The following is a 24,132-nucleotide window of genomic DNA, read 5'->3' on the forward strand; positions in this document are numbered from 1 at the left end:
GTTTTGTGTTCACTGCCGCGTAGGCAGCTCAGAAAGGCAACTCCGAGCTGGTCCAGCAGATCAACGAGTTCACTGCCGCGTAGGCAGCTCAGAAAAGCGGTCACCGGACATCACAGCCGCGAGACCAGTTCACTGCCGCGTAGGCAGCTCAGAAATGAAACCCTGCGGCGCGGCATGGCCTCCCGCGGTTCACAGCCGCGTAGGCAGCTCAGAAAATGTTCAGGGCGAAGTCATTGCGGGCTTTCTTGGTTCACTGCCGCGTAGGCAGCTCAGAAATCCACGTCCATCGCGCTGGCCTTTTCGATGGAGTTCACTGCCGCGTAGGCAGCTCAGAAATGTTTGAGGTCGCTGACGAACATCACGTGGATGTTCACTGCCGCGTAGGCAGCTCAGAAAACGAGCTTTCTGACAACGCGGGATATGGATTCGTTCACTGCCGCGTAGGCAGCTCAGAAAAGTTGAAAACTGTTCCATAGTCTGCGGCATCAAGTTCACTGCCGCGTAGGCAGCTCAGAAACGATCCACCCTTTCCATCAACGAGAAAGGTGGGTTCACTGCCGCGTAGGCAGCTCAGAAAACGCCCGAGCGAGGGGGCAGGCCACCGAGTACGGTTCACTGCCGCGTAGGCAGCTCAGAAAAGATTGCCGCTTTTATGTTGGCAAGAGTCTGTGTTCACTGCCGCGTAGGCAGCTCAGAAATCCATTCCGCACGCTCCATGGCATCGCCCACGGTTCACTGCCGCGTAGGCAGCTCAGAAAATGACCCAGTCGCGCAGGGTGGAACCGTATCCGTTCACTGCCGCGTAGGCAGCTCAGAAAGCGGGCAATGACTGCGGCGCGCAGGCTCTTGGGTTCACTGCCGCGTAGGCAGCTCAGAAAAACTCCCTCCATATGAAGGGTCAATAAAAACGAGTAGTGCAATAAGGCCTGACGCAAAACCCTAATACAGCTTTGTATGGCCGACCTAGTTGATATCTTTAAAACATGTGCAGGGAGCACGGCAACGCCAACAAATGACACACCGAGACCCGTTCAGCAGGGACAGCCCTTCGTATCCAACCCCGAAAAACAAAAAAACCCCCGAAAAATCGGGGGCTTTCGGACCACATTGAACGTGGCGGTTCTGTCAATTGGCGGCGGGGGTAGGATTCGAACCCACGGGCCTCGTGAAAGGCCAACGGTTTTCAAGACCGCCTCCATAAGCCGGACTCGGACACCCCGCCGCTGCAAAGCTCGATATCTTATGCACTTCCGCAATTCTGTCAAGCACCCTCAAGATTGATTGACACGAAAGTGATTCTTCCCGTATTGAGAAGCATATTCAACAATTAAAACCTATTGATTCGAATGAAAACGCCACAAGAAGCCTTCACGCAATATCTCAGTGACGAGAATCTCAAAATGACCCCGCAACGCGGACTCATTCTTGAGTGCATTCTGGAGCAGACGCAGCACCTCTCCCCCGAGGAGATTTACGACAAGGTGCGCAAACGTGACAGCTCCGTGGGACAGGCCACCGTCTACCGCACGCTCAAGCTGCTGGCCGAAGCAGGCATCATCGAATCACTCGACTTCGCCGACGGTGTCGCCCGCTACGAAGTGGCCTGGGGCAAAGAACACCACGACCACCTCATCTGCGAAGCCTGCGGCAAGAATATCGAAATCATGGATCCCATGATTGAAAAGCGGCAGGAAACCATCGCGGAGGAGCACGGTTTCAAGCTCTCGCACCACAAAATGTATCTCTACGGCCTCTGCCCCGACTGCCGGGGTAAACGCTAAAAAGCTACTTGCTGCTTCGCAGGTCCGCCAACAAGCGGGCCAGAGGGCCGACCTCTTCCTTGATGGTCCGCCATGAATACCCGGTGCCCTCACCCGCGTTTTTCTCCGCCATGGCGGTGAACTGAATTCCGAGACCGACACTCCCACCTTTGCCCCTGAAGCGACTGCGAATCGTCCCCAGTACCGTGAAGTAAACGAATTTCTTCGTCTTTGGCTGGCGAATGCTGATGCGCAGGACCAGCGTATACCCTTCCTTGAGCGGTGGCAGTTCGCTCTGCTTCGGATTGTCCACATAAAGGCGTATGCCGCCCGGAGAGATGTTGCCGACGCGCAACTGCATCTTGTGCGGATTGCGCGTGCTCTGCGTGAGTGTCTGGATGTCCGGGCGCTGTTGCCAGAAATTCGAACGCTTCCTGCCGTCCCATGCCTTGATGCGGAACATGTCCTGCCGCGTTACCCGCTGCCGGGTATGCTTTCGACGGATCGTGAAGCGGTAGCGGACCGGGGCAAGGAGCACCAACTTACGCAACGCCCCGCCTTTGCGCCCGGCATAGGCAATGTGACTCACGAAAGAATTGTATTTTTCACCCTTGTAGGAAAACGGTTTGCAAAGGCAGATGACCTGCTGTCCTTTCAGATTCCGCGCAGTTGGACGCACCTGAATCAGGTCCATGTCCAGTCTTCCGGAAAAAACCGAGGATATCCGAGCGTGGCACAGCATCGGACCGATTCCGCTGGGGTCCAGAAAATGGACTTCCAGCATCACGCCCTTTGCGGTCAGATATTTTTCGATGTCGGTGTGACGAGGGCCGTGAACGACGCGGGAGACAAAAGCCATAAAAAGGTATTGCAGATAACTGCGATACCGCCACGCAGCGACAACCGTGACCACAGGCACCACGTATTTTAGGATGGTGAAAAAGACCTCGAACAGGTCATATCTTCCCGAACCGTGCGCAAACGTCTGCTGAACGTCTCGCAGGTAGTCGAGCTGCATCACGGGATCAAACATGGTTTTCCTTGCTATAGCGACTCTGCCGCCGATTCACGGTGCATCTCATGTGTCGCGCCCGTGCTAGCCAGAACTGAGCCGATATCGACTCAGAGAGAACGACGGGCCTGCCTCACAGCTCGTGCCAGTTCTCTGGCCGCCTCATGCGGCGAAGGAGCCGAACAAAGTGCGGAAACAACCGCCACCCCGTCCGCCCCCGCACGGATGGCTTCTGCGACATTGTGAACGCCAAGTGCACCTATGCCCACAAGAGGATGCCGAGAGCGTGAGCGGATTTCCTTCAACCCGTCCAGCCCCCACGGTCTGCCGGTGTCGGTTTTTGTACCCGTGGCGAAAATCGGACTCACGCCGAGATAATCCACATCCAGTGCTTCGGCCTCGTAAACCTGCTCCATGGTTTCCACGGACAAGCCTATGATGGCATCGGGGCCCAGCATACGGCGAGCGAGTTCATACGGCATATCGCTCTGTCCGATGTGAACGCCATCCGCCCCGCAGGCCAATGCAACATCGATGCGGTCATTTATAAGAAGGGGCACATCCCGCCCTTCAAGTTCAGCCTTCATTGCGCAGGCGAGTTCGACGAATTCACGGGTGTCCGCGTCCTTCTCCCGCAACTGCACTATCCCGGCACCGCCGGAAACGGCCTCAAGCACCACGTCCATGAGTGGTCTGCCAAGGCACAAGTTCCGGTCGGTGACGAGATAAACGCCGTAATCAACCTCGCGCATCAGTCCTCGCTCACTTCCATTTCGGCCTCAAGCGTGGAGATGCCGAGATTGTAGAGCTCGTCGTAAATGTGCAGTTGCAGGGTGCCGGGACCGTCCGAACTGTTGGCGGCGCGTTTTCCGCACACGGCCATGACTGTCATGGCGGAAACCGCTGCGTCGAAAGCGGAATCGGCCACGGCGCAGAAGGCTCCGCAAAGAGCCGTGCAGGTGCAGCCAAGGCCCGTCACACGAGGCATGAGCGGAGAGCCACCGCCAATGCGTACCAGCCGCTCGCCGTCCGTGACGATATCCGTCTCACCGCTGACCACAACGGTGCAACCATGCGTCTTGGCAAGATCCCGCGCCGCTTCTTCTGCGGATTCGGCCCCCTGAGTGCTGTCCACACCCTTTGCCGAACCGGACTGGCCGGCAAGCGTCATGATCTCGGACGCATTACCGCGAATGATCGCCGGACGATATTCCTTCAGCATTCCGACGGGAAGCTCGGTCCGAAGCTTGGTGGCTCCGGCGCCGACGGGATCGAGAACCACGGGAACGTTGTTTTTGTTGGCTGCGGCCCATGCCACGGGCATGGCTTCGGCATAGGTCCGAGCGACGGTGCCCAGATTGATGACCAGCGCACCACTGAAAGCCATGAGTTCTTCAACTTCCTCTACCGCGTGCGTCATGATCGGAGAAGCACCGATGGCCAGCAGCGCGTTCGCCGTGGAGTTGGTCACGACATAGTTGGTGATACTCGTCACCAACGGTCCAGCTTCACGAAGTTTTTCCAGATTCTCGCAAATTGTGCTTTTGTTCATTTCCATTTGATCCATAGTGCTTTTGCAATTGATTTCCGAATGTTCTCGTTTACCGCGATTGCATCCGCAAGGCAACTGATGTCCCCCGGCTCCTTGTGGCGTCAAAAGCCGCAAAAAAGGAACTTCTTACCGAATTTCCGCCACATATCATTGCTAAACAGCGTCTTATTTCCTATGCCATACGCGTTTTTGACCGAAATATCACACGAGGTAAGGCCATGCTCTTCAAACAAAAAACGGTTTTTCATTTAGCACTATTGCTGGCAGCCGTGGTGACTGTCAACCGTACGGCTCATGCGCGCGACCACCACCATGCCGTTTTGCCGACTTTTGATGGCGGCAGCCACCTGCTCTTGCATAACGTTGTGGAACGGGCATTTGAATTCGGAGGGGAAAAGCTGGTGATCACCCGCGCGCCGCAAACGCCTCCCAAACGCATGGAGCTGATGCTGGAACAGGGAAAACTGACCGGCGCTTTCCTGCTCCGCACGGCGGAACGCGACAGCAAGTATATCCCGATCCCAGTCGGACTTCTGGATGGTATGATGGGAAGAAGAGTGCTTCTGGTTCCCAAAAGCCATCCCGACATATTCGAAGGGGTAAAAAGCATCAAGGAACTCAAAAACATGGAAGCAGTCGCCGGTCTCGGCATGGGCTGGTTCGATTGCGAGGTATGGTCTGCCAACGGCCTTGAAGCGTATGAAGTTGCGAATACAAAATTGCTCTATCGACTCGTGGGCAACACGAATCGGAATGTGGATTATTTTCCAAGAGGATTGCCCGAAATTCTCACTGAACTGGAAACATACGGACAACACGTGACGCTCGATCCTCACCTCATCCTTGAATACGAGCGCGAAATGATCCTTTACCTCAGTCCGAAATATGCCGAACTGCGCGACGTCTTCCACCGCTGCCTGACGCAGGCCAAAGAAACCGGACTGCTCAAGAAGATACTCAACGATCATCTTGAAGAAACTTTCGAGCTGATCAAACCGGAAAATCGAACAGTGATCCGTCTCAGGACGCCTTCATGAAGCTACAGCATCTCTACCTGAACGATGATGGTTCGTTCATTTTGAATCAGACTGGACCTGCGGGGCGAGAAATACCGAATAGGCAAAAAGATCGTTGCCAGAAAAGAGACTTTGCTCAAGAGAGGGGGGAACCATTCACCTACAATGACAGAGGCGCTTTGTGACTACTTGCCTTGTCACAGCCTTTGTATTTCAACCTTCTGCTTCCTCATCTCTGTCCCCTACCACCCTCCTTTATTGGGCAACTGAAACAAAACAAAAAGCCTTCCCGTGCACGAATTTCAGGAAAGTGGTCCCACACGTGGTCCCACAAGCACTTTCAGGCACGAAAAAAGGGCCTACGATTTTCATCGTAAGCCCCTGGAATCTCTGGCGGAGAAGGGGGGATTTGAACCCCCGAACGAGTTACCCCGTTACACGCTTAGCAGGCGTGCGCCTTCAGCCAACTCGGCCACTTCTCCGCGTTTGGACGCCTCAATGCGTCGAGGCACAAGCATCTACACTTTCCCCCCTTGCAGTGTCAAGGAAAGTGAGGATTTTTGTACTATTTTCTTTCCTTTTTGTCCTGATGGCGACGGCGCAGCGTGGTCTCGGTTTCCTTTTCCTGCTTGCGGGTCTTGGCACCATAGCGAAGGCCTTTGCCGGGGCCGCGCTTGCCGATGGAAGTCATGCCGCGGCGCTTTTCGCCGCCCTTCTTCTCATGGCTGGACCGGCAATAGACGCGCACGGGCGCGTGCTGGATGCCGAACAGCTTGCGAAGCTGATTCTCAAGGTACCGCATGTACGATTCCTTGACGATGGTATGGTCGTTGACGAAGAAGACAAAGGTGGGGATTTCCTCGTCCGCCTGCGTGATGTAGTAAAACTTGGGACGCCTGCGCTTGACCACGGGCGGCTGATGCTGCTGAATGACCGACTCCAGCGCCCTGTTCAGCGCGCCGGTGCCGACGCGAACGGCGCATTCGGCCTTCATGCTCTCGGCCAACGGAAGAATCTTGCCCACACCCACTTTCTTGAGCGTAGAGGTCATGAACACCGGCACATGCGGCACGATGCGCAGTTCCTTGCGGAAAAGATCCATGACGTAGGTGCTTTGCGAGCGCTCGATGAGGTCAACCTTGTTCACGGCGACCATAAACGGGACCTTCTCGCGCACGAGAAACTCGATCAGCCGCTTGTCCTGCCGCGAGACGCGGTCGGTGCCGTCGATGACCAGCACGGTCACGTCGGAACGGCGGGAGTTTTTGAGTGCCCTGAGCACGCTCACATGCTCCAGCTGCTCCGTGATGTTGGTGCGGCGCCGCACTCCGGCCGTATCCACGAACGTGTACCGCTTGCCGCCCTGCTCGAAGGTCACGTCGATGCTGTCGCGCGTGGTCCCGGCAACATCGCTGACGATGAGCCGTTTCTGGCCGATAATGGCATTGACCATGGAGGACTTGCCCGCGTTGGGCCTGCCGAGCATGGTGATTCGCACACCGCGCTCGACGTCGTCTTCCTCCTCATCGGGAAGACCGAGATCAAGCACCATTTCCGCCACGCGCTCGCGGGCTTCGTTGAGCTTGTAGCCGTGAGCCGCGGAGACCGGCAGCATGTCGAGGCCGAGGGAATAGAAGTCGGCGCACATGTTCGCCTCGACTTCCGAACCATCGACCTTGTTGATCAGCAGCAGCACCGGCTTGCCGCTTTTGCGGACAAACTCTGCGGCCTGCTCGTCAAGCGGTGTCATGCCTTCCTTGCCGTCAACCACCAGCACGATGGCGTTGGCTTCGAGGATGGCTTCGCGCGCCTGCTCGAATATCTCGTTCTCAAAATCCTTGGACAGCTCGGGAGTGGCTTCGGACTCCAGCACCATGCCGCCCGTGTCCACCAGACCGAAACGGACGCCCTTGATCTGGCATTCCTCGAAGATGCGGTCGCGCGTGACGCCGGGGAGGTCGTGCGTGATGGCCACCGACCTGCGCAGCAGGCGGTTGAAAAGCGTGCTTTTACCTACGTTTGGCCGTCCGACCAGTGCAACTGTTGCTAGCATGAAAATCCTCGCTTCCCCTGACAGGCGGATGAATACGGCCGACGGGCCGACGGGGAGCCTGTGAAATATTGTCTGACGAGGCCGCCGGCCCCGAAATTCGCACCATGTGCGGCGCGCTGTGTAGCTTACTTACTTTGCCTTGTCGAGTCCAATACATCCCACACTCCGTTTCGCCCCACCCAAAATCGGCAAACCGCCTTGACTTGACCGCTGAAACAGGCAGTCTGAAAAGAAAACCCATCAAGCCGAGGCTATCATGCAATACACCAACGCCCTGATTCACGAAAAAAGCCCCTACCTTCTCCAGCACGCACACAATCCGGTCGATTGGCTTCCATGGGGCGATGATGCATTCGAGCGCGCCCGGCGCGAGGACAAGCCCGTGCTGGTCTCCATCGGCTATTCCACCTGCCACTGGTGCCATGTCATGGAGCGGGAAAGCTTCGAGGACGAGGACATCGCCCGGCTTCTGAACGAGGCCTTCATCTGCGTCAAGGTGGACCGTGAGGAACGCCCGGATGTGGATTCAGTCTACATGACGGTCTGCAACCTGCTGACCGGCTCCGGCGGTTGGCCGCTGAACGTGGTGCTCACGCCGGACAGAAAACCCTTCTTCGCCGCCACGTACATCCCCCCTTCCGCACGAGGTGGCAGGCTCGGCCTGGACGAACTCATCCCCCGAATAACCGACGCATGGAAAACCGACCGACAAAAGGTTATGGACGTCTCCGAAAATATCACGGAGAACCTTGTTTCCATCAGCACACCGGCCCCTTCCTCGGACGGACTCCCCGATGGCCGCAGACTCGCAAGACTGGTCCACGGCTCACTGAGCAGCGGATTCGACAGCCAGTACGGCGGATTCGGCTCCGCGCCCAAGTTCCCCTCCCCGCACAATCTCCTCTTTCTCCTGCGCCATGGACGGCTGACAGGCTCGAAGGAACCCGCATCCATGGCGTTCGAGACGCTGGCCGCCATGCGTCGCGGCGGCGTCTGGGATCACGTAGGCTTTGGTTTTCATCGTTATGCCACGGACCGCATGTGGCTGCTGCCTCACTTCGAGAAGATGCTCTACGATCAGGCCATGCTCGCGCTGGCGTATCTGGAAGCCTATCAGATCAGTGGCAATGACGAGTTTGCGGAAACCGCGCGACGCATCTTCACCTACGTACTGCGTGNCCTGCGCGACCCCTCCGGTGGATTTCACACTGCGGAAGATGCGGACAGCGAAGGTGAGGAGGGACTCTTTCACACCTGGACACTGAAGGAAATCGAGTCAGTCCTGTCACCCGAAGAGTCCGCAGCGTTTTGCAAGCACTACAACATATTGCAGGAAGGAAACTTCCGCGACGAAGCCACAGGAGAGCTGACGGGGCGCAATATCCCGCATGAAAGCGATGTATCACCGGTGCCCGCCGAACTGCTGGAATTCGCGCGAAAAAAACTCTTCACCGAGCGAGAAAAACGCATCAGGCCGCACCTCGACGACAAGATTCTCACCGATATGAACGGACTCATGATAGCGGCGCTGGCTCGTGGCGGCAGGGTTCTGGGGCAGCCGGAATACACTGACGCAGCAAAAAAAGCCGCCGAGTTCGTGCTCGACACACTTTCCGACGGCAACGGCGCGCTTCGGCACGGCTACCGAGAGGGCGTCATGAATGCACCCGGCACTCTCGACGACCACGCCTACATGCTCTGGGGGCTTCTGGAGCTTCACGATGCCACGTTCGACAACCGTATGCTCGAACAGGCGCTGTTGGTGGCCCGTAACATGATCGATTCATTCGAGGACGAGGAACGCGGCGGGTTCCACCTGAGTTCCAAGGATTCGGAAACTGTTCTGGTTCGTCAGAAGGACAGCTACGACGGCGCTCTGCCTTGCGGCAATTCCGTGGCCGTACACACGCTCTATCGCCTGAGCAGGATGCTGAGGATGCAGGCGCTCAGGGATGCCGCCACGCGTTGCGCCACGGCTTTCTCCGGCATTCTGGAACAGCAGCCTCAGGCACTGGTCCACATGGTCGGCGCGCTGGAACTGATGCAACACGCCGAAACCGACATCGTCGTGGCGGGCAAAACCGATTCGGAGGCTACGCGAGAGCTTCTGAAATCCCTCGCCCCGGTCCGTCCCATGTCCACCACGGTAATCTTCGTACCGATCGATGAGCCCGACCTTCCGACCGCCCTCCCCGATCCGGCTCCTTACAAGCTGGAGCTGGAAGGGATGGGCGCCGAGGCGGCGGCATGGGTCTGCATCGACAAATCCTGCCGACGCCCCGTCACATCGCCCGAAGATCTGCGAGAGCAACTTTCCAAATCGGCAGATTGACGATGATTGAACATGGAAACAAAAAGCCCCCGGAGAACCGGGGGCTTTCGTTTTAACCGAGGTCGACGATCTGTTTATCGTCGTCCCTTGAGCTGCCTGCGTTAAGCCTTCGCTCCACGTAGTCGAGGATCTTGGCGAAGGTGAAGGTGCAGGTGAGGTAGATGACGCCTGCGCCGAACAGGAACGGCACGAAGGTGTAGTATTTCGCCCCGAGCACCTTGGAGGTGTACATCAGCTCGCCGAAGCCGACCACGGACACCAGCGAGGAGTCCTTGAGCAGCACGATGAGCTCGTTGCAAAGAGGCGGAATCATGCGTCTGAACGCCTGCGGCAGAATGACGGAAATCATGGCCTGCTGATGCGTCAGACCGGAACAGCGCGCAGCTTCCATCTGACCGCGGTCGATGGAGAGAATGCCGGCGCGGATGATTTCGGCCGTGTAGGCGCCCGAGTTGATACCCAGAGCCAGCATCCCGAGCCACAGCGGATCCTGCGGCAGCCTGACGTCAAAGAGGACCATGAACAGCTGGGGCAGGCCGAAGAAGAAAAAGTAGATCTGCAGCAGCATGGGGGTGCCGCGAATGACCTGAATGTAGGTATCCGCAGCGTAGCGCATGAACACGTTGCGGCTTATGCGGCTGGTACCGGCAAGCGTGCCGAGCACAAGGCCGAGCGAAAGCGCGCCGAGGGTGATCTTCAGCGTGTTCAGCGCGCCTTTGAGAAATAGATCGTAATGTTCGAATACAAGAGAAAAGTCCACGGTCTCCCCCGGGAGCTTGGACGCGAAAAGGCCGGAAGGACGTATCCTTCCGGCCGTTGCGTCATGCGCTAGCTTACTTCATCCATTTTTCGACGAGCTTGGCGTGAGTGCCGTCCTCACGGAGCTCGGCGAGAGCGGCGTTGAGCGCCTTGACCATCTCGGGGTTGCCCTTGGGCACGATGATGGCGTTGAGCTCTTCGGTCAGCGGCTCCGGAGCGATCACGAAACCCTGCTTCTTGGCGTATTCTTCCGCAACCGGGATGTCGGCGACGACGGCGTCCACGGCTTCGGTCTTGAGCATCATGAAGGCAACGGACCAGGTTTCCGGTTCCACGACTTCGGCGCCGTCAACCTTGCGGGCGGCTTCCACGCAGGTGGTGCCGAGCTGGGCGGCCACGCGCTTTCCGGCGAGATCCTTGCCGGCCTTGATGTCAGCGCCCTTACGGGTCACGATGCCCTGACCGGAGCGGTAGTACGGATCGGTGAAATCAACGCTGCGCTTGCGGTCTTCGGTGATGCCGAAGCCGGAGCAACCGAGGTCAACCTGACCCATGGTCACAGCGGAAATAATGGTATCAAAGCCCATGGTCCGCCATTCGATCTCGATGCCCATCTTGTCGGCGATGGCTTCCATGAGGTCGATGTCGAAACCGACGCGCTTGTCGCCGTCCATGTTTTCGTACGGCGGGTAGTCGGGGCTGTTGCCGACGGTGACCACACCGGCTTCCTTCACGCGCTCCAGCATGCCTTCGGCGTTGGCGGCCGCGACGCCGAGCACCATGACCATGGCCATGACGGCCACCAGCATTTTGAACATTCTTTTCATGCCTCTCCTCCTTGGTTGAATACTAACCGTTTCCGACCAGAAGCCGAACAAAGTCCGGCCCTTGCACTATTCTTCACTCAGGCCAGCCATGAGCGGCCCGATCCTTCCCGGAGTCTTTTCGTCACCCGTGGGCAACATACCCAGAATTCGGCCTCTATATATGACCGCAACCCTGTCGGCAAGCTGTAATGCTTCGTTCAGGTCGCCTGTCACAAGCAGAACCCCCGCCATTTCCCGGACTTCCAGCAGGCTTTTCCAGACCTCTTCCGTAGCGGAGACATCCAGCCCCTGCGAGGGCTGCTCCGCGACGATAAGAACCGGTTCGCGGAAAAGCTCACGGGCAAGAACGGTCTTCTGGAGGTTGCCGCCGGAGAGCTGCCACGCCAGCGCCGTAATCTTCGGCGGCCGGATGTCGAATTTCTTGATGAGGTCCTTGGCCTTGGTGGCGGCCTTCTTCTTGTCCAGCCACGGCCCGAAGGCAAAACCCTTGCGGGTGGTCAGCAGCAGGTTGTCCACGAGGTTGTGATTCCTCAGCGTGGCAAGGCCGAGACGGTCTTCGGGGATGTAGGAAAGCGAGCGTTTCCACGTGGATTCCGCAAAGAACTTGCGCCAAGGCTTGCGGTTGATGAAGATGGTATCGCGCGGTGGCTTCCGCAGGCCGCAGATGGCCTCGATGAGCGCCTTCTGGCCGTTGCCCGCCACGCCAACGATGGCCAGCACCTCGCCCTGACGGATGTTGAAATTCACATCCTCCAGCCCCATGCCGGTGAGATTGCGCACGTCGAGCACTTCCTCGCCGGGCTCCATGGGTTCACGGTCGATCTCCAGGAGCACTTCCTTGCCCACCATGCGACGGGCCAAATCTGCCTTGGATTCAATGGAGGCCGGGTCAACCACGCCTTCGATGCGGCCGCGACGCAGGATAGCGATCTCGTCTGCCAGCGCGATGACCTCTTCCAGCTTGTGGCTGATGAAAACAATGGATTTGCCCTGATCCGCCATCTTCCAGAGCGCCTCAAACAGGCGAACGGTCTCCTCGGGAGTGAGGACGGCGGTGGGCTCGTCGAAAATCAGAATACGCGATTCACGGTACAGGAGCTTGAGAATCTCGACGCGCTGTTTCTCACCCATGGAAAGGTCGCAAATGCGTGCCGCCGGATTGATGTCCAGTCCGTACTGCTCGGCAATGCCGCTGACGCGCTCAACCATCTCCTTGGGATCAACGAAGAACTTGCCTTCCTGACCGAGCAGGACGTTCTCCGCCACGGTCATCGATTCCACGAGCATGAAGTGCTGGTAAACCATGCCGATTCCGGCATCCAGCGCATCCTTGGATGAAGAAAAGGAAACGGGCTCTCCGTCGATCTCGATGTAGCCGTCGTCGGGCTTGTAGCGACCGGCGAGCATGCTCATCATGGTGGATTTGCCCGCGCCGTTTTCGCCCAGAAGCGCCTTGATGCGCCCGGCGTGAATGTCGAGATTGATGCTGTCGTTGGCGACCACTTTGCCGAAACGCTTGGTGAGATTCACCAGCCGGACGGCGGGCGTTTCGCCAAGCTCGGAGAACGGCTTGCGGTCGCGGGACGGGTACTTGCTTTCCACGGCCTAGCCCTCGGGTTCGATGTTGGTTCCCAGCGCGGCGGGCGCCTCGGTTCCCCTGCCCCGGAAGGCGGAAAGCACGAGCACGATGATGGTCAACGCGTAGGGAAGCATGAGCAGAAGCGACGACGGCAGGTTGGTGCCGGAGGCCTGAAGCCGAAGTTGAAAGGCCATGACACCGCCGAAAAGATAGGCGCCGATGACTGCGCGGCCCGGACGCCAGAACGCGAAAATGACGAGCGCAACGGCGATCCAGCCACGCCCGCCGGAGAGACCATTGGTCCACAGATGCGTGTACGCCAGCGAAAGGTATCCGCCGCCGAGTCCCACGAGGAACCCGCCGGTACAGACGGCGAAATAGCGAAGCAGCATGGGCTTGAGTCCGGCTGCGGCTGCGGCCTGCGGGTATTCTCCAGTAGCGGTGACCGCCATACCGAGGCTCGTGCGCCTGAAGAAGAACCAGAAAATGAACGGGACGATGAACGACACGTAGACCAACGCGTCCTGCCTGAAGAAGATGTCTCCGATGTAGGGAATGGAGGACAGAACGGGGAACGCGAATTTGGAGAAACCGGGCGCGGTCTGGCCGATGTAGGGCGTGCCGAGGAATTTGGTCAACCCCAACCCGAAAATGGTCAGGGCAAGGCCGGAAACAACCTGATTGCCGAGGAAGCTGATGCAGACCACGGCATGCAGCAGGGCCATGCAGGCTCCGGCCGCTCCGCCAACGAGAAATCCCAGCCACGGAGAACCGGTCAAGTAGGCGGTCAGAAACGCGGCAAGCGCCGCCACGCTCAACATACCTTCCACGCCAAGGTTGAGGACACCACCTTTCTCCGTGAACATTTCGCCAAGCGTGGCAAAAAGCACGGGGGTTCCGGACTGCACGGTGGCTGCCAACAGGGGGATGATCAATTCGGTCATGTCTGTCTATGCCTCCTGCGCGGAGTCGGACACCCGCTCCAGACTGTAGCTCAGGAAAAACTGTCCGGCGAGAACGGAGAGCAGGATAACGCCCTCCATGATTTCACCAAAGGCCGCAGGAATCTGCATCTGCAACTGCATGTTCTCGACGCCGACGCGCAGCGCGGCCAAAAGCAGCGAGGCGAATGCGATATTGCGCGGCTCCAGTCTGGCAAGCCATGCCACGACAATGGCAGTATAGCCGTAGCCGACCATAAGGCTCGGCTGGAGTCTGCCGAGGATGGCGGATGTTTCAATGCACCCCGCCCATCCCGCCAGTCCGCCTGAGACGCACATGACGAAGATGACGAGGAAGCCATACGGCATGCCCGCATACCGGGCCACACGAGGGCCTTCCCCGCTCGCCTTGAGCTCGAAGCCCATGCGGGTGAAACGCATGAAGGCCCAGAGCAACACGCCGACGATGGCGCAGAAAATTATGCCCCAGTGGTACCGGGTTCCGGCAATACCGGCGATGACGCCGCCAGGCGAGAACTCTGCGGTCATTGGGAAGCCGAAGCTGGACGGGTCACGCCACACGCCGAAAACGAGATACTCAAGCAGCAGGATGGCAATGTAGTTGAGCATCAGGGTGGAGATGATCTCGTTGACGTGCAGCTTGAGACGCAGGAAGGCCGGTATGAAGGCCCAGAACGCCCCGAACAGAAAGGCCATGAAGAACATGAGCGGCAGCTGGCCGTACCACGGCATGTCGGGAAAGCTCAGGGCCATCCACGTCGCGCCGATGGCGCCGAGAGCGAACTGCCCTTCGGCCCCGATGTTCCATATCTGCATGCGAAAGGCCACGGCAACGCCGAGGGAACACATGAAGATGGGCACCGCCTTCAGGAAGGTTCCCTGAAATGCGTAGGCGCTTCCGAAAGCGCCGCTCCATAGAATACTGAGGCCTTCCAAAGCGTTCTGACCCTGACCTTCCAGCAGCAGTGCACTGATAAGGAAGGAAAAGAGCAGGGCGCCCACGAGGATTACCGGGGCGCCCCACTTCCAGGGTTCATCGCGCTTTTTCAGCTTGAGTCCAAGCGTCATAAGCGTACTTGATGGTCGTTACTCGGTGTTACCGATAACGCCTTCGACGAAGTAGTTCATGCCAAGGAGCTGGCCGTCATCGGCCTTTTCACCCTCGGGGATCACGACTTCGCCCTTCTGGTTTTTGATGGGGCCGGTGAAGACGATATCCTTGCCGCCTTCGAGTTCGGCTTTCTTTTCTTCAACAAGCTTCTTGACTTCGGCCGGGACCATGTCGCCCATGGGGGCCACGTCCACAACACCGGTCTCCATGCCCCACCACAGGGACTGGTTGCCTTCCCAGGTGCCTTCCTGAACCTTCTTGACGGTCTCCTTGTAGACGGGAGCCCAGTTCCAGATGGCGGCGGTCAGGTGAGCCTTGGGTGCAAAGGCGGACATGTCGGAGTTGTATCCCACGGAGTACTTGCCGCGTTCCTGAGCGGCTTCCTGCGGGCCGGGGGAGTCCTGATGCTGAGCGATGACGTCGCAGCCCACGTCCAGCAGAGAAATGGCGGCGTCCTTTTCGAGGGCCGGGTCATACCAGGTCTTGGTCCAGACCACGCGGACCTGTGCTTCGGGATTGGCTTCACGCACACCGAGGGTGAAGGCGTTGATGCCGCGGATGACTTCCGGAATGGGGAAAGCGGCAACGTAGCCGATCTTGTTTCCTTCGGTCATGGAGCCGGCGACGAGGCCGGTGAGGTAGCGGGCCTGATACATGCGGCCGAAGTAGTTGCTCATATTCTCGGCCTTCTTGAAGCCGGAGCAGTGCATGAAGGCAACGTCAGGGAATTCCTTGGCGACGCGCTTGGTCGGATCCATGTAGCCGAAGCTGGTGGTGAAGACCAGGTCAAAGCCGTTGTTGGCCATGTTGCGGATGACGCGCTCGGAGTCGGCGCCTTCCATGACGGATTCGACGAAGGAAGTCTTCACGCCCGGCATTTCAGCCACGGCCTTGCGGCCCAGGTCGTGAGAGTAGGAGTAGCCTGCGTCACCGACGGGGGAGACGTAAACGAAACCGACCTTGAGCTGGTCTTCCTTCTCTGCCGATGCGGCCTTTTCGGCCTTTTCGGCGGGCTTTTCCTCGGCCTTCTGCTCACCACCGCCACAGGCGGCAAGAGCCAGCAGCATCACCGCACAGGCGGCAACGGCAAAGAACCTCGCAAAACGTTTCATGGAACCCCTCCATTTGAGATTGTATACTGGCAATAGCCCAGCAGCCGGTTTTGCGCAATGCATCACGCCACACCGCCGGGACTTTCATCCTGCATTGAACTAGTCGAGCGTCACGATGGGTTGAATGAACTGAGGTTGAGAATCCCAAGGGAAAAGAATCCAAGTATCCTGACTGACTTCCGTGATGAAAGTCTCGACCAGAGGGCGGCCTTCGGGTTTCGCGTAGACTGTGGCAAAGTGCGCATTGGGCACCATGTCGCGAGCTATCTTCGCGGTCTTGCCGGTGTCGACCAGATCGTCGATCAGCAGCCAGCCTTCCCCGTCGTTCTGGACATTCTTAATGATATTGGCTTCGCCCTGACTCTGCCAGTCGTAGCTGGCGAGACAGATGGTGTCCACGAGCCTGATGTCCAGCTCGCGAGCGATAATGGCGGCCGGGACGAGTCCTCCGCGCGTAATGGCGATGATGCCCTTCCAGGGGCCATGCTCCACAAGACGCCACGACAAGGCTCGGCAATCCCGGTGCAACTGTTCCCAGGAAACCGGGAACATTTTCTTGTATCTCTCGCTGTTGGACACGCTCGTTCTCCCCCGTATGATTATCGGAAAGGGGGGTTATTATTCTTTTTTGCTCTGATTATCAAGAGCGCAGGCACGCCCCTTGTAATCAAAAATGAAATGCAGCGTCTTGCGCACGGTATCGGAAAAAAGTTTCTCGGAAAGAACGCTGCCGCCGATACGTTTGGTGATCTCGGTCAGTGTGGGATACGGGTGTACCGCCCCTGCAAGATCGGTCAGCCCCACCTTGCCGTTGAGCGCAGCCACCCACTCTCCTGAAAGTTCGCCCGCGTGCGCACCGCATATCTGAACGCCGACCGGCCTGCCCTTTTTGTCCAGCAACAGTTTGAGACAGCCTTCCTCTTCGCCTTCTGCAAGAGCCCTGTCGTTGCCCGAGAACCACTCACGGCGCACCGAATATTCAATCCCCGCCGCCTTGGCCCGCTCCTCGTTCATGCCGACAGAGGCAAGCTCCGGATCGGTGTATGTGCAGTGCGGCAGCCATTTGTAATCCGCCTTACGCGGCAGCCGGAAAACCGCATTCGAAATGACGATGCCACCTTCATACCCGGCCGCATGAGTGAACTGATTTCTGCCGGTAACGTCCCCGGCCGCGTATATATGCTTGACGGCGGTGCGCATTCGGTCATCCACGAGAACACCTTTGCGGTCGAACTCCACCCCGACCTTTTCCAGATTGAGCCCCCCTATGTTCGGCCTTCGCCCGAGCGCGACCAACAGCCGCTCCGAGTGCAGTGAGAATTCGTCGCCACCCTGCTCGTATACGACCTCGAACCCGGCATCGCCGTGAAGAACTTCCTTCAAGGACGTTCCGAGTTCGAAGCGGACCCCGTCACGTTCCATGGAGCCCTTTACAAAGGCTGCCATGTCCGCGTCCTCGCGGGTCAGAATTCGGTCACTGCGCTGAATGACGGTGACGTACGTGCCGAGCCGGGCAAAGGCCTGAGCCATCTCGCAGGCAATGGGGCCGCCGCCGAGCACGGTCAGGGAAGCCGGGAGTTCCTGAAGCGAAAAAATATCCTTGTTGGTCCAGTACGGCACGCGATCCAGCCCGGTAACCGACGGCGCGGAAGGAGAAGAGCCTGTGGCAATGACCCAGCGATCAGCCGTGACAGGCCCCTTGCCGTAATCGACGGTATGTTCATCCACGAAGCTCGCCTCGCCATAGTCCACCTTCACACCGAGCGAGCAGAAACGCTCTTCGGAATCATGCTCCTGAATCCGGTCTATGACCGAACGAATGCGATCCGAGACCGACCGCATATCCACAGGCGGCGGATTCACGCCGGGCAGCCCCCACTTTTGCCCATTCTTCATCTGATGGTAGACTTTGGCGCTCTTGATGAGCGTCTTGCTCGGGACGCATCCATAATGAAGACAGTCACCGCCCAGCTTTTCCTCTCGTTCGATCAACAGAACCTTCACGCCAAGCTGGGCTGCGCCGGAAGCCACGGTAAGGCCAGCCGCGCCACCGCCTAGTATGCCGATATCGTAGTCGCGGTCCGCCATTCTCAATCTCCACTCTGCAAAAGATGAAACGCCGCCTGAGCCGCACCATGCAAGCCCGCAAGCGGGTCGGCGTTAAGGCGCACCCGGATGGCTCGCATGTACTGCGTATAATCGTCCCGCCCGAAAAAGCTCTCCTGAAAGGCAACGGAACGCACCAGTTCGGGGCTATGCGAGGCCACCCCGCCGCAGATGACCAGTCCGCCCGTGGCGTTGGATGAAAGCACCCAGTTGCGGCAGGCGCGCCCATAGAACTTGGAAAACGTTTCAGCCACAGGACCGTCCGGGTCCAGCCGCTCCCCTGCCTGTTCCGGGGTGACGGTTTCTCCCGTCAAAAACTCGTGCAACAACGCCAGACCGTTTCCGCTGACCATGTCGTCCCCCACGCTTGGACAGCGTCCACCGCGTCGCCTGACGAACTCGGAGAACCAGAGTTCCTCTTCGTCGAGCAAAGGAAACACCGCATGTCCCGCTTCGGAAAGCATGGGCAACCACCCTTCAGGATACTGTAGAATGGCAGCGTGTCCCAAGCCGGTTCCAGCGCCAATGACCGCAAGTGTTCCGGCGGGATCAGGGTCTCCGGTATGGAGAAGCTCCGCACGTTGCATCAGGGGCGTCATACAGGCCCGGGCCTGCGCTTCGAAATCATTGATCAATCGACACCGTCCAGACCACGGGCCAGCGTCGTGAAGATCGGCATCCCAAGGGATGTTGGGCAAAACAGCCTTCTCGCCCCGCACGGGACCGGGAACTGCGAAAACCGCTGCATCAACTTCATCCGGCCCTGCGGGAAATCCCATTCCCGCGGCCTTGCCCAACAACTCGGAGAACGATTCCGCCTCAACCACCGGCATCCGCTGCGCACGAACCAGCTCGGCCCCTGCCGCATCCCCGCGGAAAAGGCCGAATCTGGCGGAAGTACCGCCCACATCGGCAACGAAGACACTCTTGAAACTGGTTTTCTGCATGAACTACCCGATTAGCATATCCGGCCAGAAAGCGAAACTTCCGGCAGATAATGAAACGTCAGCGTCTGCATGAAACAAAAACGGCCCGTCGTTCAGGACGACGGGCCGTAATGGTCAACAGTGCGGAGCCGATTTCAAGAAGAGTGTTAGACGGCCTCGGCTAGAGGCTCGTCATTCCCACTCCTCTTTTCGGAGCGGGATTCTTCCGGCTCCATCTGTTCGGCTTCGGCAGCCTCCTGCTTGCGTCTCTGGATATACTTGCGGGTGATTCCACGCAGAACTTCCACGTTGCCGCTGCGCTCTTCGGGCGGCAGGAAGGAGGCAAGCTTGCGCTCAAGCTTGTACGGGTTCTGTTCCTTGGCGATGGCCACCACACCTTCGAGAATAAGCTTCTGATTCAGCAGTTCATTGCGCGTGGCATCGTTGATCCTGTCGGCCACGGGAGCAAAAAACAGGTTGCCGATGACCAATCCGTACAGGGTGGAAATGAGCGCGACGGGAATGTGCGTCAAAATCGCGGCAGTGTCGTTTAGGCCCATGAGCATCCCCACAAGACCTATAACGCTGCCCGCTACCCCGAAGGCCGGAGCGAGGCGCGCCATGGTGCGGAAAACACGCTCACAGCGTTCCTGTCGCAGCTTGAAGAAATGCATCTCCGCGCTCAGGCAGTCGCGCATTTCCTCTTCGGAATAATTGTCCACGAGCAGTATCAAACCGCTCTTGAGAAAAGAACTGGTGGCCTCGTGCTCCTTTTTTTCCAGCGAGAGCAAACCATCTATCTTGCTCTTGACGGAAAGGTCCAACAGAGTCCTGACGATTTCTCCGTGCGTGGCCGAGTCCGCGGAATAGGAACGGGCCGCAGCGGAGAACGCCTCCCGCAGGCGCGAGAGCGGATTGCCGAGCATCATCGCGGCCGCGACCCCGGAACTCACCACCATGAAGGCGGCGAGATTCAGGTAGACTGTCGCGCTCCCCGAAAGCAGAAAACTCCCGAGGAAGACGAGCAGGCACACGCCGGTAATCAATGCGCTTTTCATGTTCATGTATGCTTCCTCCCTATCTCGTCACCATTATGATTTCCACGCGGCGATTCAGATCCGCGCTATCTTCCAGATATGCGGGCACGTCGGGGGAATGCGCCCCTCGCCCGGTCACGGCGATGCGTTCAGGTCGCATCCCGTAGCGTCCGATCAATCGTTCCGCGACGGACTCCGCCCTTCCTGCTGACAGGCTGAACCCGCTCTTTCCTTCGAGTTCCGTTGCGGCGGCATACCCAACAACCATGACGTTTCCCTGGGTGGTGCGCAGAATGCTGCCGATCTCGTCGAGGTATTCGTCCGCCCCGCTCAGCAACGATTCACCGCCGGGAGCGAAAAAGATGTCCCCGCGCATGATCACACGCATGGAATCCCCTTCACGCAACACGGTCACGGCATTATCGCGAGCTTTGAAGACCACTTCGCCCTGATAACCTGCGGGACCATTGACCGCATTGGACGAGTCGGCCAGCCCGCTCAAGTTGCCGATAAGACCAAGCAACGGGTCGATGGAGTTGGTCTCCTTTGCCCGCTCGGCTGTGTCGGGACTGAACAGGACCTTGAGTTCCGCCTTGTTGCCCGCATACACGAACAGCACGGTGAAAAGAACGAACATGACCATCATCAGGTCCGCCCAGGATGTGGCCCAATCCCCTCCCTGCTCCTGCAAGGCAGAAGCTTCCAGAGGATCGCCCTTCATGTCGGAGAAATATTCCTTCATCTGTACTCCGCTGGTTTTTCACCCGGACTGAAGCAAATATTCTGCCAAAACAACAACAGCCTAAAACTACTGACAATAAGTCAAAGGGAAGCATCGACAATGATCTCAGCGGCGGTTTTCCGACACTGCCGGCGCATTGACTCCGCTCATGTTTCCGGTAATGAAGCGCGCATGGAAAACAATCAGCATCCCGGCCCGTTCAGGGCGGAAAAGACGATCATTCTCGGCTCGGCATCCCCCAGACGGCGCGAACTGCTGGAAAATCTGGGCATCGAATTTTCGGTTGCCCCCAGCGACGCCGATGAACCCAGTCCGGAAGCAGGCGAATCCCCGGCGGCGTACGCGGTTCGAATGGCCGAAGCCAAGGCGCACGAGGTGGCCGGACGCCACTCCCAGGCCGTAGTTATTGGTTCGGACACTGTAGTGGCTCTGGAAGGCGAGATCATGGGCAAGCCGGTGGACGACACCGACGCCCTGCGAATGCTCACGGCGCTCTCCGGGCAGACGCACCAGGTGGTCACCGGCGTGGCGGTGGTGTTCCCGGACAGAGATCCCGTGACCTTCGCAGCCGAAACCGAAGTCTGCATGCGCTCGTCCTCCCGCGAGGAACTGCTCTCCTACATTGCTACGGGCGAACCCGGTGACAAGGCCGGGGCCTACGCCATTCAGGGCATCGGCACTTTTCTGGTAACGGAGATTTCCGGTTCGTACACCAACGTCGTCGGCTTGCCTCTGGCGGAATTGCTGGATGTACTGCTGAAGTACGACGTGCTCACATCCCGCTAGATCGGGCAGATCCCCACCGGCGCGTACAGTTCCGCTGACTCGTTTCAAAGCAACACACGGAGAAATGCGAAATGGAGAAAAAGCCCGCCGCCCGCTTGCGCAATACAAACCATCCTCACGAGCCCGCTCCGGAAAAAACGGCTGAAAAAAACACGGAATGGAAGTTTGAACTGCTGGCTCTCTCGGGCTTCAGTCTGTCCGGCCTGTTTTTCATCGTTTCCAGCATACGAAATGGCGACGTGCTTTCTTTGATAGGAAGCGTAGTCTGGGTTGTGTCCTGCCTGTTCTGGATGCTCCCCTACAAAAAGCATTTCTCCAAAGAATCAGCCTGTCGCTCCGGAAAACGGAACTAGACCGGCGGCGTTGTTCCCCCACGGTAATCCCACCGACAAGTGCAACGCCCTTCAGACACAAAGGCCGCACGTGACTATACACTGGAAGCACAGATGAACGAGATAACCATCCGCACCGTCCGCCCCGACGACCTTACAGGCTGCCACACTGTTGAACAGGCCTGCTTTCCGCCCGACGAGGCCGCGGACGAAGACGGCATTCGCACCCGCATTGAACGATTTCCTCAAGGCTTTCTTGTCGCTGAACGCAACGGAATGATCATAGGCCAGATCAACAGCGGCGCCACCCACAAAAACGACATCACCGATGAAGCGTTCAAGAAACTGGTTGGACATTGCAACGATGGGTGCAACGTGGTCATCTTCAGCCTGAGCGTACTCCCGGCGTATCAAGGCAGAGGCATCGCCGCATCACTCATGCGCGAGTTCATCACCGAGGCTCGCAAACAGTCCAGAAAGAGCGTCCTGCTGCTGTGCAAGGATGATCTCATTGACTTCTACGAACGGCTGGGCTTTTGCAACAGAGGCCTTTCCGCCAGCACGCACGGCGGGGCCCGCTGGTACGAGATGGCCCTGCCGGTTTCGGCAAGCTTCGCCGGTTCCGTTGCAAGGAATACTTGACGCCGGGCAGACAAATTGTGTTAATCCTCAGGACAATGCGAATTCGGAGCGAACGATCCAGATAAACGGTCGGTCCACGCATCGAACCAGAAAGGCTGGCAGGACGTTCTTTCGCACAGTATTGCGAAACGCGTCCGGGTTCATACAAACCTCGACAAGGAGCATGACGTGGCAGATCCCAAGGAATATACCCTGTTCAGCGGCGGTGCCAACGGCGCGGAAGCCTTCTTCGGCGAAATGGCGGAACAGTACGGTCTGAACGAGGTCAACTTCACTTTCGACGGACACTCCCCCGCCCGTACACGCGGACTGCGCCCGCTCACCCCGGAGGAACTCGCACGTAAGGACGTCAGCCTGCACTACGTCTCCAACCTGCTGCACCGAAAATTCACCAATGCCAAGCTGATGCGCTCCGTCCTGCAGACCATCATGTATCAGGTCGATAGCAGCCACGAAGTTTTCGTTGTCGGCACCCTGCGCGAGGACGGAACCATCAAGGGCGGCACCGGATGGGGTGCCGAGTTCGCCAAGATCTGCAACAAACCCCTGTACGCCTTCGGCCAGGTCCGCGACGGCTGGTTCAGCTGGAACCACGACAAAGGCGAATGGGACGAATGCGCCGAACCAGTCATCGGCCACCGCCACTTCTGCGGTACCGGAACGCGCTTCCTTGAAGAAAACGGTCGCAAAGCCATCGAAGACCTCTTCAAACGCACCTTCGGCTAACAGGCCCGCATTCCGATCTTCCCGCCCCGGTCACGATTCATCGCGACCGGGGCGTTCTCATTGGTTGCATCGGCAAAAAAATACGCTATACTTCCCGCGTTCTCTGAACCAAACGACAAGGAGCTAACAAAATGGCCAAGAAGATTCTCATGCTCGTCGGCGATTTCGTCGAAGACTACGAAGTTATGGTCCCCTTCCAGATGCTGACCATGGTCGGCCACGAAGTACACGCCGTTTGCCCCGACAAAAAGTCCGGGGATACCGTGAAGACCTCCATTCACGACTTTGAAGGCGACCAGACCTACACCGAAAAACGCGGCCACAACTTCATGCTCACCTTCGACTTCGACAAGGTGAACCCTGCCGACTACGACGCTCTCGTCATCCCCGGCGGCCGAGCCCCCGAATACCTGCGTCTCAACGAAAAAGTGCTCGAATTTACCCGCCACTTCTTCGAAACCGACAAGCCCGTCGCCTCCGTATGCCATGGCCAGCAGATCCTCGTGGCCGCTGGCGTCATGAAAGACCGCTCCGGTATGGCCTATCCCGCCGTCAAACCGGAAATCGAAGTTGCCGGTGGCTGCTGGATCAGCCAGAATGAAACCTTCAGCGACGCCTACGTGGACGGCAACCTCGTCACCGCCGCCGCATGGCCCGCGCATCCCGAATGGATTCGCAAATTCCTCGAACTGCTCGGTACCAAGATCGAAGCCTAGACCAATCAGGGGCACCTCAGGTGCCCCTTTTCACTTCCATGCTT

The 24,132-nt window shown here is 58.3% G+C and carries 23 protein-coding genes, 2 tRNA genes and 1 CRISPR repeat array; of the genes, 8 read left to right on the forward strand and 17 right to left on the reverse strand.

Annotated elements, in window-relative coordinates; all coding sequences use genetic code 11:
- Nucleotides 1-7: 7 nt before the first annotated feature.
- Nucleotides 8-878: a CRISPR direct-repeat array (repeat unit 28 nt; unit sequence GTTCACTGCCGCGTAGGCAGCTCAGAAA).
- Nucleotides 879-1,130: 252 nt separating this feature from the next.
- A tRNA-Ser gene (locus tag B149_RS0104055) sits at nt 1,131-1,222 on the reverse strand.
- A gap of 124 nt (nt 1,223-1,346) precedes the next feature.
- Here B149_RS0104055 and B149_RS0104060 point away from each other — a divergent pair.
- Nucleotides 1,347-1,781 carry a Fur family transcriptional regulator gene (locus tag B149_RS0104060; protein ID WP_026167439.1) on the forward strand — a complete coding sequence of 145 codons (435 nt, stop codon included), beginning with the start codon at nt 1,347-1,349 and terminating at the stop codon, nt 1,779-1,781.
- Nucleotides 1,782-1,785: 4 nt separating this feature from the next.
- Here B149_RS0104060 and B149_RS0104065 read toward each other — a convergent pair whose 3' ends face one another.
- The 3 genes from B149_RS0104065 to thiM all read right to left on the reverse strand — a co-directional run bounded on the left by B149_RS0104065 (nt 1,786) and on the right by thiM (nt 4,324).
- Nucleotides 1,786-2,793: a PilZ domain-containing protein gene (locus tag B149_RS0104065; protein ID WP_018123889.1), complete on the reverse strand. Its 1,008-nt coding sequence runs from the start codon at nt 2,791-2,793 to the stop codon at nt 1,786-1,788.
- Nucleotides 2,794-2,882: 89 nt separating this feature from the next.
- Nucleotides 2,883-3,524, reverse strand: a complete 642-nt coding sequence (gene thiE / locus B149_RS0104070) for a thiamine phosphate synthase (RefSeq protein WP_018123890.1) — start codon at nt 3,522-3,524, stop codon at nt 2,883-2,885.
- Nucleotides 3,524-4,324: a hydroxyethylthiazole kinase gene (thiM, locus tag B149_RS0104075; RefSeq protein ID WP_026167440.1), complete on the reverse strand. Its 801-nt coding sequence runs from the start codon at nt 4,322-4,324 to the stop codon at nt 3,524-3,526. The genes thiE and thiM overlap by 1 nt, the downstream gene beginning before the upstream one ends.
- Nucleotides 4,325-4,542: 218 nt before the next feature.
- On the opposite strand from thiM, the gene B149_RS16410 reads away from it, so the two are divergent.
- Nucleotides 4,543-5,361: a hypothetical protein gene (locus B149_RS16410; protein WP_018123892.1), complete on the forward strand. Its 819-nt coding sequence runs from the start codon at nt 4,543-4,545 to the stop codon at nt 5,359-5,361.
- A gap of 370 nt (nt 5,362-5,731) precedes the next feature.
- Here B149_RS16410 and B149_RS0104090 read toward each other — a convergent pair.
- Nucleotides 5,732-5,822: transfer RNA gene (locus tag B149_RS0104090), tRNA-Ser, on the reverse strand.
- An 83-nt stretch (nt 5,823-5,905) separates the two neighbouring features.
- Entirely contained in the window at nt 5,906-7,393 is a 1,488-nt protein-coding gene (gene der, locus B149_RS0104095; protein WP_018123894.1) for a ribosome biogenesis GTPase Der, read from the reverse strand.
- A gap of 256 nt (nt 7,394-7,649) precedes the next feature.
- Between der and B149_RS0104100 the strand changes: the two genes are divergently transcribed.
- Entirely contained in the window at nt 7,650-9,725 is a 2,076-nt protein-coding gene (locus B149_RS0104100) for a thioredoxin domain-containing protein (protein WP_018123895.1), read from the forward strand.
- A 52-nt stretch (nt 9,726-9,777) separates the two neighbouring features.
- Here B149_RS0104100 and B149_RS0104105 read toward each other — a convergent pair whose 3' ends face one another.
- From B149_RS0104105 to B149_RS0104155, 11 genes are all read right to left on the reverse strand, one after another.
- Nucleotides 9,778-10,485, reverse strand: coding sequence for an amino acid ABC transporter permease (locus B149_RS0104105; protein ID WP_018123896.1), 708 nt, complete (start codon nt 10,483-10,485; stop codon nt 9,778-9,780).
- 73 nt (nt 10,486-10,558) lie between these two features.
- Complete coding sequence (locus B149_RS0104110; RefSeq protein ID WP_018123897.1) at nt 10,559-11,311, reverse strand: basic amino acid ABC transporter substrate-binding protein; 753 nt, start codon at nt 11,309-11,311, stop codon at nt 10,559-10,561.
- 66 nt (nt 11,312-11,377) lie between these two features.
- Entirely contained in the window at nt 11,378-12,913 is a 1,536-nt protein-coding gene (locus B149_RS0104115; RefSeq protein WP_018123898.1) for an ABC transporter ATP-binding protein, read from the reverse strand.
- 3 nt (nt 12,914-12,916) lie between these two features.
- Nucleotides 12,917-13,834 carry an ABC transporter permease gene (locus tag B149_RS0104120; RefSeq protein ID WP_018123899.1) on the reverse strand — a complete coding sequence of 306 codons (918 nt, stop codon included), beginning with the start codon at nt 13,832-13,834 and terminating at the stop codon, nt 12,917-12,919.
- A gap of 6 nt (nt 13,835-13,840) precedes the next feature.
- Nucleotides 13,841-14,920, reverse strand: coding sequence for an ABC transporter permease (locus B149_RS0104125; protein WP_018123900.1), 1,080 nt, complete (start codon nt 14,918-14,920; stop codon nt 13,841-13,843).
- A gap of 18 nt (nt 14,921-14,938) precedes the next feature.
- Nucleotides 14,939-16,075 carry a BMP family ABC transporter substrate-binding protein gene (locus B149_RS0104130; protein WP_018123901.1) on the reverse strand — a complete coding sequence of 379 codons (1,137 nt, stop codon included), beginning with the start codon at nt 16,073-16,075 and terminating at the stop codon, nt 14,939-14,941.
- A gap of 99 nt (nt 16,076-16,174) precedes the next feature.
- Nucleotides 16,175-16,654 (reverse strand): xanthine phosphoribosyltransferase, encoded by a 480-nt coding sequence (gene gpt / locus B149_RS0104135; protein ID WP_018123902.1) that lies wholly within the window; start codon nt 16,652-16,654, stop codon nt 16,175-16,177.
- Between the two features lie 39 nt (nt 16,655-16,693).
- Nucleotides 16,694-18,163, reverse strand: coding sequence for a dihydrolipoyl dehydrogenase family protein (locus tag B149_RS0104140; RefSeq protein WP_018123903.1), 1,470 nt, complete (start codon nt 18,161-18,163; stop codon nt 16,694-16,696).
- Between the two features lie 2 nt (nt 18,164-18,165).
- Nucleotides 18,166-19,128, reverse strand: coding sequence for a glucokinase (locus B149_RS0104145; protein ID WP_018123904.1), 963 nt, complete (start codon nt 19,126-19,128; stop codon nt 18,166-18,168).
- A gap of 146 nt (nt 19,129-19,274) precedes the next feature.
- Complete coding sequence (locus B149_RS0104150) at nt 19,275-20,171, reverse strand: motility protein A (protein WP_018123905.1); 897 nt, start codon at nt 20,169-20,171, stop codon at nt 19,275-19,277.
- A 13-nt stretch (nt 20,172-20,184) separates the two neighbouring features.
- On the reverse strand, nt 20,185-20,886 hold the full coding sequence (locus B149_RS0104155; RefSeq protein WP_018123906.1) for an OmpA/MotB family protein: 702 nt from the start codon (nt 20,884-20,886) through the stop codon (nt 20,185-20,187).
- Nucleotides 20,887-21,057: 171 nt separating this feature from the next.
- Between B149_RS0104155 and B149_RS0104160 the strand changes: the two genes are divergently transcribed.
- The 5 genes from B149_RS0104160 (at nt 21,058) to B149_RS0104180 (ending at nt 24,088) form a co-directional block, all read left to right on the forward strand.
- Nucleotides 21,058-21,672, forward strand: a complete 615-nt coding sequence (locus B149_RS0104160; protein WP_156816740.1) for a Maf family protein — start codon at nt 21,058-21,060, stop codon at nt 21,670-21,672.
- A gap of 71 nt (nt 21,673-21,743) precedes the next feature.
- Nucleotides 21,744-22,025: a hypothetical protein gene (locus tag B149_RS18825; RefSeq protein ID WP_018123908.1), complete on the forward strand. Its 282-nt coding sequence runs from the start codon at nt 21,744-21,746 to the stop codon at nt 22,023-22,025.
- A 93-nt stretch (nt 22,026-22,118) separates the two neighbouring features.
- Nucleotides 22,119-22,646 (forward strand): GNAT family N-acetyltransferase, encoded by a 528-nt coding sequence (locus B149_RS0104170; protein WP_018123909.1) that lies wholly within the window; start codon nt 22,119-22,121, stop codon nt 22,644-22,646.
- 168 nt (nt 22,647-22,814) lie between these two features.
- Nucleotides 22,815-23,372 (forward strand): hypothetical protein, encoded by a 558-nt coding sequence (locus tag B149_RS0104175; RefSeq protein ID WP_018123910.1) that lies wholly within the window; start codon nt 22,815-22,817, stop codon nt 23,370-23,372.
- A gap of 131 nt (nt 23,373-23,503) precedes the next feature.
- Nucleotides 23,504-24,088 (forward strand): DJ-1/PfpI family protein, encoded by a 585-nt coding sequence (locus B149_RS0104180; protein ID WP_018123911.1) that lies wholly within the window; start codon nt 23,504-23,506, stop codon nt 24,086-24,088.
- The last annotated feature ends 44 nt before the right edge of the window (nt 24,089-24,132 follow it).

Source organism: Desulfovibrio oxyclinae DSM 11498 (assembly GCF_000375485.1).
Lineage (GTDB): Bacteria > Desulfobacterota > Desulfovibrionia > Desulfovibrionales > Desulfovibrionaceae > Pseudodesulfovibrio > Pseudodesulfovibrio oxyclinae.